At 45.3% G+C, this 12620-nt stretch carries 15 protein-coding genes and 1 riboswitch; of the genes, 5 read left to right on the forward strand and 10 right to left on the reverse strand.

The features are described from left to right. Window positions 1-135 precede the first annotated feature (135 nt). Entirely contained in the window at window positions 136-942 is an 807-nt protein-coding gene (locus tag BSR11_RS07445) for a hypothetical protein (RefSeq protein ID WP_072669798.1), read from the forward strand. Between the two features lie 85 nt (window positions 943-1027). Here BSR11_RS07445 and udp read toward each other — a convergent pair whose 3' ends face one another. The 8 genes from udp to moaA all read right to left on the reverse strand — a co-directional run bounded on the left by udp (window position 1028) and on the right by moaA (window position 7915). Next, window positions 1028-1789, reverse strand: a complete 762-nt coding sequence (udp, locus tag BSR11_RS07450; protein WP_004394883.1) for a uridine phosphorylase — start codon at window positions 1787-1789, stop codon at window positions 1028-1030. Between the two features lie 229 nt (window positions 1790-2018). Then, window positions 2019-4307 (reverse strand): zinc/cadmium/mercury/lead-transporting ATPase, encoded by a 2289-nt coding sequence (locus BSR11_RS07455; protein WP_072669799.1) that lies wholly within the window; start codon window positions 4305-4307, stop codon window positions 2019-2021. 180 nt (window positions 4308-4487) lie between these two features. After that, window positions 4488-4904, reverse strand: a complete 417-nt coding sequence (locus tag BSR11_RS07460; RefSeq protein WP_004394881.1) for a CBS domain-containing protein — start codon at window positions 4902-4904, stop codon at window positions 4488-4490. 283 nt (window positions 4905-5187) lie between these two features. Further along, entirely contained in the window at window positions 5188-5637 is a 450-nt protein-coding gene (gene moaE / locus BSR11_RS07465; RefSeq protein WP_072669800.1) for a molybdopterin synthase catalytic subunit MoaE, read from the reverse strand. A gap of 5 nt (window positions 5638-5642) precedes the next feature. Further along, on the reverse strand, window positions 5643-5888 hold the full coding sequence (gene moaD / locus BSR11_RS07470; RefSeq protein ID WP_004394879.1) for a molybdopterin synthase sulfur carrier subunit: 246 nt from the start codon (window positions 5886-5888) through the stop codon (window positions 5643-5645). Beyond that, window positions 5885-6364, reverse strand: coding sequence for a cyclic pyranopterin monophosphate synthase MoaC (gene moaC / locus BSR11_RS07475; protein ID WP_072669801.1), 480 nt, complete (start codon window positions 6362-6364; stop codon window positions 5885-5887). The genes moaD and moaC overlap by 4 nt, the downstream gene beginning before the upstream one ends. 9 nt (window positions 6365-6373) lie before the next feature. Further along, complete coding sequence (moaB, locus tag BSR11_RS07480) at window positions 6374-6886, reverse strand: molybdenum cofactor biosynthesis protein B (RefSeq protein WP_004394877.1); 513 nt, start codon at window positions 6884-6886, stop codon at window positions 6374-6376. A 39-nt stretch (window positions 6887-6925) separates the two neighbouring features. Then, on the reverse strand, window positions 6926-7915 hold the full coding sequence (gene moaA, locus BSR11_RS07485; RefSeq protein WP_072669802.1) for a GTP 3',8-cyclase MoaA: 990 nt from the start codon (window positions 7913-7915) through the stop codon (window positions 6926-6928). Then, a riboswitch (molybdenum cofactor riboswitch) is annotated at window positions 7904-8057 on the reverse strand. It overlaps the preceding gene by 12 nt. A 180-nt stretch (window positions 8058-8237) precedes the next feature. Here moaA and BSR11_RS07490 point away from each other — a divergent pair. Next, on the forward strand, window positions 8238-9128 hold the full coding sequence (locus BSR11_RS07490) for a YvcK family protein (RefSeq protein WP_072669803.1): 891 nt from the start codon (window positions 8238-8240) through the stop codon (window positions 9126-9128). A gap of 102 nt (window positions 9129-9230) precedes the next feature. On the opposite strand, the gene BSR11_RS07495 is transcribed toward BSR11_RS07490, so the two are convergent. Then, window positions 9231-10202, reverse strand: a complete 972-nt coding sequence (locus BSR11_RS07495) for a lytic murein transglycosylase (protein ID WP_040904182.1) — start codon at window positions 10200-10202, stop codon at window positions 9231-9233. Window positions 10203-10222: 20 nt separating this feature from the next. Further along, window positions 10223-10513, reverse strand: a complete 291-nt coding sequence (locus BSR11_RS07500) for a YcgL domain-containing protein (protein WP_072669804.1) — start codon at window positions 10511-10513, stop codon at window positions 10223-10225. Between the two features lie 299 nt (window positions 10514-10812). On the opposite strand from BSR11_RS07500, the gene minC reads away from it, so the two are divergent. The 3 genes from minC to minE are packed head-to-tail and all read left to right on the forward strand — an operon-like array spanning window position 10813 to window position 12579. Further along, on the forward strand, window positions 10813-11475 hold the full coding sequence (gene minC / locus BSR11_RS07505; RefSeq protein ID WP_072669805.1) for a septum site-determining protein MinC: 663 nt from the start codon (window positions 10813-10815) through the stop codon (window positions 11473-11475). A 21-nt stretch (window positions 11476-11496) separates the two neighbouring features. Next, window positions 11497-12309, forward strand: coding sequence for a septum site-determining protein MinD (gene minD, locus BSR11_RS07510; RefSeq protein ID WP_072669806.1), 813 nt, complete (start codon window positions 11497-11499; stop codon window positions 12307-12309). A 6-nt stretch (window positions 12310-12315) separates the two neighbouring features. Further along, complete coding sequence (minE, locus tag BSR11_RS07515; RefSeq protein WP_004394871.1) at window positions 12316-12579, forward strand: cell division topological specificity factor MinE; 264 nt, start codon at window positions 12316-12318, stop codon at window positions 12577-12579. The last annotated feature ends 41 nt before the right edge of the window (window positions 12580-12620 follow it).

Here is a 12620-nt window from a genome sequence, read left to right on the forward strand (position 1 = left end):
CCGGGGAATACTCAACCTAGGTGACGTCGTGATATCTGCTCATCAATAGTGATGATCATTCGGTTAACGCGTCAACAACCTACATTGAGAAAGGAATCTCTGTTCTGAGCAAGCCACACATACAAGGAGTGGATTATGTTTGTCTTTATTTCCATGCTTATCTCTATCGCGATTCTTGGCGGATTATTTTTCTTTGCTAAACAGAAAGAATCCAGCCTACAACGTAAATATCAACTCTTAGTTGATTTACGCGAGTTACTTTATCTTTGTCGTCAACATCGTCAAGCTACCCATCATGAGCTGATGTTTGGTCAAGATCGTCAACAACAGATTCATTCTCTTCAATCTGCTATCGATCAGACTTTAAATCATTTGATTGCCCATGCTCATTTTGATAACAAACCTCTGTATCGTATTTTCCAAGCTAAATTAACCGCCATTCGCCATGAATGGCCTGACTATAGCGTAGCAAGGAACCAAGTGGCTCACGGCAAAGCGATTCGTCATTGTTTATTTTTAATTGATGAAATTGTTCTCGCTTGGTTAGCTGAATCGCATCGAGACGACCTGAGTGATGAATATCATATGAATTGGCAACAAGTCATCGATAGCATGGATTCACTGACTCAGTTACGTTTGTGTATTGAAGAAATGGGGAGTCAAGAGGGACGGCTTCGTCTTCGTCATTACAGTGAGCTCATGCGACGAAAACTGAGTCAACTCGCGCTGATCAGTCCTTTATCGATAGCCTCACCAGCCTGCTCCGAAGCCATGCACCAACTGAGTGAGATCCATGATAATCCGCATTTAGAGCTCGATGCGAAGCAGTTTTATCAACTAACTTCTGAATTATCGCTAACGATCGCTCAAGTGTACGATCAAATGCTGTCCGAAGTGACTGAAAGCCTATACTTACCGTTACCACAACTCGCGCTGGCTTAAAACGCTGCACCGAGACCTAACATTCAAATAGCAAAAGCGCCACGATTGTGGCGCTTTTTAATACTAACTCAATCAATGATAGCGATTATTTAAGCATCTTACGCGCTGCTTCAACCACCACTTTAATTGAACGAGCTTCGGTCTCTTTTAAGGTGGCGTGATCTGGGATCTCTTTTTGAGTACGGTTAATAATAACGCCCGCTACACAGCCTGCTTTTAAACCAGAGCTAGCACACATGGTTAATAGCGTCGCAGATTCCATCTCAAAGTTCAGCACGCCCATCTCTTGCCACTCTTTCATTGAACCTTGAAAACGGCTAACAACACGACCGGTGAATGTGTCATAACGCTCTTGACCTGGGTAGAACGTATCACTTGATGCCGTTACCCCCATGTGAACGGTAGCGCCGCTCTCTTCTGCGGCTTCTTTCATCGCGGTTGCTACTGCAAAATCCGGTACCGCAGGGAACTCCATCGGTGCAAAGTGTAGGCTAGCGCCATCAAGACGTACTGAGCCAGTGGTAACAATCATGTCGCCGACGTTGACGTGTGGTTGAATTGCACCAGTGGTACCAACACGTAAGAAAGAGCGCACACCTAATTGAGCGAGCTCTTCTACCGCAATCGACGTTGATGGACCACCGATACCCGTTGAACAAACCACAACGGATTGACCATCTAACTCAGCGCGATAGAGCGTGTACTCACGATGACTAGCAAGAAAAACAGGATTTTCCATTAATTCAGCGATTTTTTGTACACGTGCAGGATCACCTGGGATAATCGCCAACGTAGCACCATTTAGATCGGCTTGGGTCACTCCTAGGTGAAAGACAGCTTGAGACATAAGTTACTCCTTGATTGCGGCTTGTTCAGCTCATCATTAATTTCGGGTACCACGTGACTCTATCCCAGTCCACAACAACATTTAGTGACAAGCATCACAACTACGCCAGCAATAAAAATCAACATTTCAAAGAAAAACGGTTTGCATCACAAAAATGAGCAATTCAAATGCAACTCAACACTATTCGCTCGTGATTCAACTCAAATGACTTTAATCCCTATGGCTCACTCTAATCCGCTACTGATGGCTTAAAGCGTAGTAAACGCAAAGCATTTAGAGTAACCAACGCCGTCGCACCACTATCAGCCAATACTGCCATCCATAATCCCGTGATACCAAGTAAACTGGTCACCAACAAAATGGCTTTTAAACCTAAGGCTACTGTCACATTTTGCCGAATATTATTTAGTGTAGCGCGAGATAATTCGACCATTCCTGCCAACTCAATGAGTCGATTATGGGTTAATGCTGCGTCCGCCGTCTCTAACGCCACATCGGTACCGCTGCCCATCGCAATACCGATACTGGCCTGCTTCATCGCAGGAGCATCATTAATGCCATCCCCCACCATTGCAACCGGTTGAAGCTGTGATAATTGCTCGACCACTTGCACTTTATCCTCAGGCAATAAACTGGCTTGAAAATCCATACCGAGCTTATCGGCGATAGCTGCGGCACTGCGTGGGTTATCCCCGGTCAACATGATGCTGTTAATGCCGATTTTTTTCAGTTGTGCAATCGCGACTTGCGCCTCATCACGTAATGTATCTTGCCAAGCAATAACGCCTATCGGTTGCTTGTTTTGTAAAGCAACCGCGACCGTTTTCCCTTGCGCTTCGAGTTGCTCAATCGATTCAGTGACAGCGGCACTAACCACCACATCGAGCTGAGTTGGCGACAACAGTGAATAGCGTTGACCGGCAACTAAGCCTGTAATACCGCGCCCGGATAAGGCTTGTTGCTCAGATGCTGAGGGGATAACATAACCTTGAGCTTGCACTTTATCTACTAACGAAGTGGCTAAAGGATGGCTAGAGCCTTGCTCAATAGCCGCTACTGCCGCTAACCATTGAGACGACGGCAGCTCCGTTAAGCTGATCATATCCGTTACCTGTGGCTTTCCTTGCGTTAGCGTTCCGGTTTTATCAAACGCCATCATGGTCACTCGGCCAAGCTGCTCAAGTGCCGCTCCCCCTTTGATTAAAGCACCGCGTCTTGCTGCCGCCGCTAAGCCAGAGGTAATCGCCGCAGGGGTTGAAATCACTAACGCACACGGACAAGCAATGAGTAATAACGCCAGTCCACGGTAGGTCCAGGTTTGCCATGGCTGAGCAAACATTAATGGTGGAATGAGCACAACCAATAAAGCAATCAGCATCATCAGCGGGGTATACCAACGGCTAAATCGATCTAAAAACCGCTCCAAAGGCGCTTTACGAGATTCAGCTTGCTCAATAAGGTGTAAAATACGGTCAATGGCATTTTGTCCCGGTAATGAAGTTATCTGCACTTGGATCAAACGATCAACCACTACAGAGCCCGCAGCGAGCGTGTCACCAACTTGCTTTTCAACCGGAATCGATTCTCCGGTTAATGCACTTTCATCAATGCTCGCGGCTTGATCCATCAACTGCCCATCAGCAGGTAAACGCCCGCCAGGAGCAACCTCAACGTGATCACCAGGTTGCAGATCTTGCACATCAACTAACACGCGCTGGCCGTGTTCTATTTTCGTCGCTTGATCAGGCACCAGCGCCATCAGCGCTTGAACTCCTGAACGCGCTCGTGCAGCCGCAATGCCTTCTAAGCGCTCGCCAACCAAAAACAGTAATAACACCATCGCCGCTTCTGCCGTCTCACCAAGATACAAAGCGCCCAGTGCGGCGACAGTCATTAGCGTTTCAATCGCAAACGGCGTACCTGACTTTGCCAATTGCCAAGCTTTACGCCCAATCGGAACCAAGCCTAACAAACAGGTTAGTGTAAATATCCACTGCGCTAACTCGCTCGACCACTGAGTCATTAGAGCAGCGACTAGCATCGCTGAACTGATCAAAACCAGACGTCGATTGTCTGCTTGTGTTAACCACGTTCGAGGGGATGAGTGAGAAGATGCGACTTTAGAGGTCGAGTGCTGGATCTGAAAACCAGCACGACTAACGGCTTGTTCAACCGCCGCAACCGTTGCTTGCTGATTAAACTGCACCACCAACTTTTCTGTCGCAAACAGAACCTGGGCAGTGACAATATCTGGAATTTTCTGTAACGCCGTTTCTATTTTCCGCGCACACGATGGGCAATCCATCCCCACCACTTGCCAACTGCGTTGGAACTTAGCAACCGAGTCATGCAAATTGTCCGCAGCACTGCGCGTGTTTTTATCTTCAGTTGGTTGAGCGCAGCAAGCAACCTCAGGTTGCACTTGATGGGTGGTTGACGCTGCAGAACAACAAGACGCCTGACTATGAGTGGCATGAGAACCATGAGTGACACCGCACCCTGAATGCTTAACAGACATCAATCAATCTCCTAATTTGATGATGTGTTGAGCTTACACCTTGGAGCTAACTCCAAGGTCAAGTGTTTTTTGCGCATTTAACTATAGGCTCTTGAGCTAAGTTCAAAAAGAGAGAGCGAGTCTCTACAAAACCTTTATCCCACCCTATAAGCCAATGTTCTCACTTTAGTTGTTTAGCGATTAAACTGGATGTTTAAAACTGGTGGCGAGGTTTTTACCGATCGCTAACAGTACATTACGACGGGTAATGATACCCACTAACTTTCCTTGCTCTATCACCGGATAGACTTTCGGCTTACCGACTTTCATCATATCAGCCAGTTCGATGATTGACGTCTCCGGAGAAACCGACAGCACTTCTTGATGCATGCAGTCACTTACCGTATGAGAGTCATGGCAGAAGTAACTGGCTTTAACTAATTTATCGAGCAAATCTTGTTCAGAAAGAAAGCCGATCACTCTCTTTTGATCATCAATCACTGGCCCACCAAGATGTTCAGAACCACTTACGCGCTCTAAAGCCGCACTGAGTGACATCTCAGGACTAAAGGTCACCGCTTTGACGGTCATGTAATCTCTTACTTTGAGTGAATCCATTACTATCTCCTTGGCGTTCTTAACCATCTCTATGCCATGAGCACATCTCTGAGCTTAGTGATGGCTATCCCATAATGATTAAATAGACAAATAAATCCTTAATGACACTCCGAGTCAATTAAGGTGCCTATAGTAAGTGTTGACTAATTTCTTGATTTTACTAGAGAGGAAGACGATTTTTTTGTAACAAAGCGAACGTTTTAAGCGAGATATTAAGGCCGAGCCGTTTTAGAGAGGGAACGCCCCAAGTCAGCCAAACAAAAAGCTGGCTCGGGGTTTTGATTTACCAACGTTTAGCCGCCTGATGATCGGATTCGCGCGATTCTATCCAGCGTTCAGAGTGTGTGGTGCGTTCTTTCTTCCAAAACGGGGCTTGAGTTTTTAAGCTATCCATAATGAATTCACAAGCAGCAAAACTCGCACCGCGATGGGCACTCGCAACGCCAACAAACACAATTTGCGCACCAACATCCAAATCACCAACCCGATGAATGATACGAACGTGTTGTAAGGGCCAGCGCTGTTGGGCTTGATCACACAGATGACTGAGCGCTTTTTCAGTCATTCCTGGGTAATGCTCAAGACGCAAGCCGATCACATCATCACCGAGGTTGAGATCACGAACTTTACCGACAAATGTGACAACTGCGCCAGCAGCACTGTCTTGCGCTAACGCCGCATACTCATCGGCCAATGAAAAATCAGCCGTTTGTACAGAAACTCTGCTATCCATCGGTCTCACCCGCCAGTAACTGGTGGAAAAAAGGCCACTTCATCACCCGACTGCAAAGGATGAGTCATAGCCACAATGGTATGATTAACAGCAACCAGTAACTTATCCGCATCTAACGCTAGTGACCACTTATCGCCTTGCAGCACAAGATGCTGCCTAAGAGCCTCAACGGTTGCAAAATTGGCTGGCATCTCGACCCGATCACAGCCAACCAACTCACGAGTCTGTGCAAAAAAAACAACGTTAATCATCGCGTAGCCTTAAAATGCCCGGACTTACCTCCGGTTTTTTCTAATAAACGCACCTGTTCAATGACCATGTCTTTTTGTACCGCTTTACACATATCATAAATAGTCAAAGCGGCAACAGATGCTGCCGTTAACGCTTCCATCTCAACACCAGTTTTCCCTGCTAGCTTACACACGGATTCAATTCGTACACAACTTTCAGCTTCGATAGCTTGTAAATGAACTTCCACTTTAGAAAGCAACAACGGGTGGCAAAGAGGAATTAAATCCCACGTTTTTTTAGCGGCTTGAATACCAGCAATCCGTGCGGTAGCAAACACATCACCTTTGTGATGCTGCCCAGAAATAATTAACTGCAATGTTTCTGGTGCCATACGAATATAAGCTTCTGCACGTGCTTCACGCACACTATCGAGTTTGGCCGATACATCGACCATATTCGCTTCACCGTTGGCATTAATATGGCTAAATTCAGTCATGTTTTTCTGTTACCCAGCGAGATGAGGCATAAAGTTACATGGACGGTGGCTCGCATCTAATTGCTGCTGGATAATTTTCGTCCATCCTGTACGGCAAGCCCCCGTCGAACCCGGCATAGCGAATATCACCGTGTGATTGGCAAATCCCGCTAAGGCTCGTGACTGAATCGTTGAAGTACCAATTTCTTCATACGATACCATTCTAAACAGCTCACCAAAGCCCTCGACCTCTTTATCAAAAAGCGGCTTCAGCGCTTCAGGGGTACTATCACGAGCGGTAAAGCCTGTACCACCAGTAATCAAGATGGCTTGAATCGCCTCGTCAGCAATCCACTGTGACACGATGGCACGAATTTTATATTTATCATCGATCACAATTTGCTTATCCGCCAATAGATGCCCCGCAGCTTGCAATTGCTCAGCTAAATAGCCACCAGAGGTATCGTTTTCTTGCGTACGTGTATCGGATACGGTTAGTACCGCAATGTTAGCGGGTTGAAATTTACTTTCTGCATGCCCCATGTCATCACCTTATCTTTTTCATTGTCTGTCCCCAAAAGGCTAGCCACCAATGGATGCCAAATGGGGAGTTATACCTGTATTACCGTCATGTAAAAAATGACTAACAGACTTATGTTGTAACTGGGTTTGAATACGTTCAATTAATGCTGATTGCTGGCTATCTTCTTGTAATAGATCGCGTAATGAGAGACCTTGCTCACCAAAAAGACAAAGATGCAGCTTACCTAACGCAGAGATGCGTAACCGATTACAGCTATGGCAAAAATCTTTCTCGTAAGGCATGATCAACCCTACTTCGCCTTGATAATCAGGATGCCAATAAACCTGAGCTGGCCCATCGTGGTGCGCTCTTACTTTTAGTAACCAGCCATCGGCAATCAGTTGATTGCGCAGGGCGACACCAGAAAGATGATGACGAGCAAATAAATCATCCATCTCCCCTGTCTGCATCAGTTCAATAAAACGCAGTTGGATCGGTCGATGTTTAATCCACGCCAAAAATTGAGGCATGGTGTGCGCATTAAGATCTTTCATCAATACGACATTAACTTTCACTTGCGCAAAACCAGCCTCAAAAGCTCGCTCGATTCCCTGCATGACTTGATAAAAACGATTTTCACCGGTGATCTGCTGAAACATCCTCGGGTCTAAACTATCGACACTCACATTAATATCGGTCAATCCCGCCTGCTTCCAAGCCATAATATGATCAGCCATCCGGTAGCCATTGGTGGTGGTGGCAACTTTATCTATCCCATGCTGCTCAGCGACCGTCTGAATAATGTCGGTAAAATCTTTGCGTAAACTCGGTTCTCCCCCAGTAATTCTCACTTTAGAGGTTCCACAACACGCAAACGCCTTCACCACGCGTTGAATCTCAGGCAGAGTTAAAAAAGCAGAGTTTTTGGTTCCCGAGGGTCGGTACCCCTCTGGTAAACAGTAGGTACACTTAAAATTGCAGACATCAGTCACAGACAGACGTAAATAGTAAAATTTACGCTGATATTTATCTTCGAATGGTTGCGCCACGGAACACCTTTCCAAATACGGGAGGCAAAAAAGTTTCCCACTTTGCCCTTGTGGATCAATGCCACTGGCTTAAATGACTTATCTTCAAAAACGTTGCGCTTAAGAAAACTTAGTGCAGATAAGCTCGGAGTTATGGCAACAATAAGCGTACGCTCGACGCTTATCGGTTGCAGCGAACGGATAAAATACTTAAATATTGTGTGTGTTTCCAGCTTCTACTGAAAAAAAACGGTTTTGATGCATAAATTACCACAAAATGAGTACCATCCGCTTGAGCATTACTCTAAATTGTAGGCCATCAAAGAACAACTCGAAATATAACATGTCCCTCTATGATGATAAAAAAGTGGTCGCCATTGGTGGCGGCCACGGATTAGGCAGAATACTCGCTGCATTAAAAGTCTTTGGTTCTAATGCGACAGGCATTGTTACTACTACTGATAATGGTGGTTCTACTGGGCGTATCCGCCACTGCCAAGGGGGTATCGCTTGGGGAGATACACGCAACTGCATTAATCAGTTAATCACAGAGCCATCCATAAGTTCGATGATGTTTGAGTACCGTTTCAAAGGCGCTGGTGAACTGAACGGGCATAATCTTGGCAATTTAATGTTAACCGCCTTAGACCACCTCTCGGTACGCCCGCTAGAAGCGATTAACTTGATCCGTAACATGCTCAAAGTCGATGTCAATATTGTACCAATGTCAGAGCATCCAGCTGACTTAACCGCCCTATCGGTAGAGGGGAAATGGGTCACAGGGGAAACCAGTGTTGATGAAATGGCCCAAGATCTACTGAGGCTGGATCTTGATCCAGAAGTACCAGCAACCAAGGAAGGCGTCCATGCTATCTCTCAAGCGGATGCGATTATTCTCGGTCCGGGCAGCTTTCTCACCAGTATTATGCCACCGCTATTATTACCTGAAATCGGCCAAGCGATCGCAGAGAATACCCGCGCCAAATTGATTTTTGTTGAGAACCTTTCCCCAGAATATGGCCCAGCGGGACGCATGAGTTTGCAGCAGAAACTAGAATGGTGTGAACGTGCTTGTAGCGCTCGCCATATTGACGTAGTGATTGGTGCCATTGAGCATCCAGAGCTCAATCATCAATGGAATTGTGTCACTCGCGATCTCGCTTCTCCCAATCGTGATTGGCGGCATGATCGCGTCAAGTTACGCAACGCAATTGAAGAGCAATTGATCGGCTAAAAGCGACAATCCACTTTTTATCAATCACCAAGTTACGAGAATAAAAAGGGCTGTAATTGAACAGCCCTTATCGAAGAAACTAACCACTTCGGTGACTCATGGTTAAAATTTGATTCTATCGGCTAAATGACTGACTGCAACCGCGAAGTAGTGCGAGCGGTTCCATTTCATCAACACATTATAATTGTTATAAACCAAATAAATTCGCCCACTTTCATCATCTGGCATAATGAGCCAAGCTTTGATGTCCTCTTTCAACTGTGGTAGCGGTTGACCATCATAACGAGTGATACCAAGCTCACTCCACTCGCGCAGCAACTTGCCTTTTTCAGCCTGACGGCCTTCCAAAGCTTTATCAAAATTAGCTGGAATTTTTACCTGACGCCCCCAAGTATAACGATCATCCCAACCGGATTTACTTAGATAATTAGCAGTTGACGCGAATACATCTGCCTTGGTGCCCCAAATATCTTTTTTACCGTCACCATCACCGTCTGCGGCAAACGCTAAAAAGGAGCTAGGCATGAACTGACATTGTCCCATCGCCCCTGCCCATGAGCCTTTCATTTCATCAACCGTAATATGCCCTTGTTGCAAAATTTGTAATGCAGCCATGGTTTCCTTACGGAAAAACTCTTCACGCCGACCATCATAGGCCATTGTTGATAAGGCATCGATAACAGGGAAATTGCCAGTAAAACTACCGAAATTACTTTCCACGCCCCAAAGTGCCACAATAAAACGCGGCTGAACACCATATTGCTTACCAATACGCTGTAATTCATCATAATGCTTTTCATACAGGGCTTGAGCTTGTTTGACTTTCCAATCAGGCACTGCACGAGGAATGTATTCATCTAAAGTTAAACGTCTTTCCGGTTGATTACGATCTGCGGTGACGGCTCTAGGTCGATATTCCACATTAGCAAACGCTTCTGCCAATATTTGCTCAGAAATGCCTTCTTGACGCGCCTGTTGCTTTAACCCTTCAAGATATTGCTCAAAACTCACCGTATTGGCTAGCAAAGGAGCCGATAGCGTTAACCCTAAAATAACTGACAGTAATTTTCTCAAGATGCCCTCCTCAAGCGATCCTAATCAGCAGTGGTTTGTCTACTTTGTGCTTTCTGCTGTTTATGTATATCCAATAAATTTTCTGTTGGTGGGGGAAGCTGTAAGAAGAACCCCGTTTCTTGCAACGCTGTCTTTACCTTATCCACATCCACTCGAGCTAGCTGACGATTGGTCAAGTTGACTAACATGACAAAGATAGGTTTACCAAAGGTCTCAAGTAAAATGTCAGGAACTTGTGAAAAATCATCCCTTTTCGGAATATACAGATAAGTCCCTTCTTTTTTCGAACTTTTATAAATAGAACAAAGCATGCCAACCCTTTTGTATTGTGTTATCTGCGAGAGATGCGGTCAAAGAGAGTATACACCCAAGTGACTTGGATATATTTTGAATAACCACAATGAAAATTGCGAGTAAATCACGTATTTGACCGCAAGATAACTTGCTGTCACTGAGCGCTGAATATAACATGACAGCCATTGTCTCCGACAACGCTAATTATTCTATACCCAAGTAACCTCAAAATAAGTATGCTCCTTTTTTTCGAGTGTTATGAGCTGATTTGGGTATATAACCAGCGTTACCAACGTTTATTGAGGTCAACGTTATCATGTCTCATACACCTGACCTAAAAGGCAGCAGCTTTACTTTATCTGTATTGCACCTTGCAGATCATCATGTTGCCACTGCGATCGATTTTCTTAAACAAAAAGCGGATCAAGCTCCTGCTTTTTTTGCTAATGCACCAATTGTGCTTAATATTAATAAAGTCGTCGGTGAAATGGATTTTCATGCTCTTAAACAAGGCATTCGTGAAGCCGGCTTTGTCCCCGTTGGCATTACTGGCTGTAAAGATAAACGTTGTCAACGTCAAGCATTCGAAGCGGGCTTTGCCGTTATGACAGCCAGCAATACGCCAGCAAACGCGCCGGCAACAATGGCGCCGACGAAAGTGATTCATACGCCAATCCGCTCAGGCCAGCAAGTTTATGCTAAGGATGGTGATTTAGTGATTCTTAGTCATGTCAGTCCGGGCGCAGAAGTCATCGCCGACGGTTCAATCCATATTCATGGTACATTACGTGGCCGAGCGATTGCTGGGGCGAGTGGTCAAAGAGAAGCAAAAATAATTTGTAATGATTTACAAGCCGAGCTGGTGTCTATTGCAGGAAATTACTGGCTAAGCGATCAAATTGATAGTCAATTTTGGCAAAATAAAGTGATGCTCAGCTTAAATGATGAGTCACTGCATTTTGATAAATTGACAATTTAGATTCGAAAGGAAATTAATTAAATGGCACGCATTATTGTTGTAACGTCAGGAAAAGGCGGAGTGGGTAAAACCACTTCCAGCGCAGCCATTGCCTCAGGGCTGGCGCTGAAAGGTAAAAAAACCGCGGTGATTGATTTTGATATCGGGCTGCGCAATCTCGATTTAATCATGGGGTGCGAACGACGAGTGGTGTATGATTTTGTCAATGTTCTCAATGGCGAAGCCACTCTGAATCAGGCGCTGATCAAAGATAAACGCAATGAAAACTTATTTATTTTGCCAGCTTCACAAACGCGAGACAAAGACGCTCTGACCAAAGAAGGGGTACAGCGTATCCTCAATGAGCTTAATGAGATGGGGTTTGAGTTTATTATTTGTGACTCTCCTGCAGGTATTGAGCAAGGCGCGTTAATGGCGCTCTATTATGCAGATGAAGCGATTGTCACGACGAACCCTGAAGTCTCTTCTGTACGTGATTCAGACCGTATTCTCGGAATTTTAGATTCAAAATCACTGCGTGCCGAACAAGGTCTTCCGCCAGTTAAACAGCATTTACTATTAACACGTTATAACCCAACAAGGGTTAATCAAGGCGAGATGCTCAGTGTTGAAGACGTTGAAGAAATTTTGCATATTCCGCTGCTGGGGGTTATCCCTGAGAGCCAAGCCGTATTGAACGCCTCAAACAAAGGTGTCCCAGTGATTTTTGATGAGCAATCTGACGCAGGTCAAGCCTATGATGATACAGTCGAAAGACTGCTTGGCCAGCAAGTAGAGTTTCGTTTTCTTACTGAGCCGAAAAAAGGCATCTTTAAACGACTTTTTGGAGGCTAAATTAGTATGTCTTTACTTGAGTTTTTCCGCCCACAGAAAAAAAACTCGGCTAGCTTGGCTAAAGAGCGCTTACAAATTATTGTTGCCGAGCGCCGCAGCCAAAGCGATCCTGCGCCAACCTATTTACCACAACTTAAAGAAGACATTCTGAAAGTGATTGCTAAATACGTTGCGATTGATCCATCGATGGTTGAGCTTTCTTTTGAGCATAAAGATGACGACATTTCTGTTCTGGAGTTAAACGTAAAACTCCCTGATGAAGAGAAGTAAGTCAGCGCACCAATACTGACGCAGCTTTATCAACAGGCCAT

Origin of the sequence: Vibrio injensis (assembly GCF_001895205.1) — a bacterium.
GTDB classification, from domain to species: Bacteria; Pseudomonadota; Gammaproteobacteria; order Enterobacterales; family Vibrionaceae; genus Vibrio; species Vibrio injensis.

Bases quoted from the DNA above. Each gene is read 5' to 3' on its own strand.
- BSR11_RS07445 (WP_072669798.1), top strand. From the start codon at position 136: ATGTTTGTCTTTATTTCCATGCTTATCTCTATCGCGATTCTTGGCGGA.
- udp (WP_004394883.1), bottom strand. From the start codon at position 1,789: ATGTCTCAAGCTGTCTTTCACCTAGGAGTGACCCAAGCCGATCTAAAT.
- BSR11_RS07455 (WP_072669799.1), bottom strand. From the start codon at position 4,307: ATGTCTGTTAAGCATTCAGGGTGCGGTGTCACTCATGGTTCTCATGCC.
- BSR11_RS07460 (WP_004394881.1), bottom strand. From the start codon at position 4,904: ATGGATTCACTCAAAGTAAGAGATTACATGACCGTCAAAGCGGTGACC.
- moaE (WP_072669800.1), bottom strand. From the start codon at position 5,637: ATGGATAGCAGAGTTTCTGTACAAACGGCTGATTTTTCATTGGCCGAT.
- moaD (WP_004394879.1), bottom strand. From the start codon at position 5,888: ATGATTAACGTTGTTTTTTTTGCACAGACTCGTGAGTTGGTTGGCTGT.
- moaC (WP_072669801.1), bottom strand. From the start codon at position 6,364: ATGACTGAATTTAGCCATATTAATGCCAACGGTGAAGCGAATATGGTC.
- moaB (WP_004394877.1), bottom strand. From the start codon at position 6,886: ATGGGGCATGCAGAAAGTAAATTTCAACCCGCTAACATTGCGGTACTA.
- BSR11_RS07490 (WP_072669803.1), top strand. From the start codon at position 8,238: ATGTCCCTCTATGATGATAAAAAAGTGGTCGCCATTGGTGGCGGCCAC.
- BSR11_RS07500 (WP_072669804.1), bottom strand. From the start codon at position 10,513: ATGCTTTGTTCTATTTATAAAAGTTCGAAAAAAGAAGGGACTTATCTG.
- minC (WP_072669805.1), top strand. From the start codon at position 10,813: ATGTCTCATACACCTGACCTAAAAGGCAGCAGCTTTACTTTATCTGTA.
- minD (WP_072669806.1), top strand. From the start codon at position 11,497: ATGGCACGCATTATTGTTGTAACGTCAGGAAAAGGCGGAGTGGGTAAA.
- minE (WP_004394871.1), top strand. From the start codon at position 12,316: ATGTCTTTACTTGAGTTTTTCCGCCCACAGAAAAAAAACTCGGCTAGC.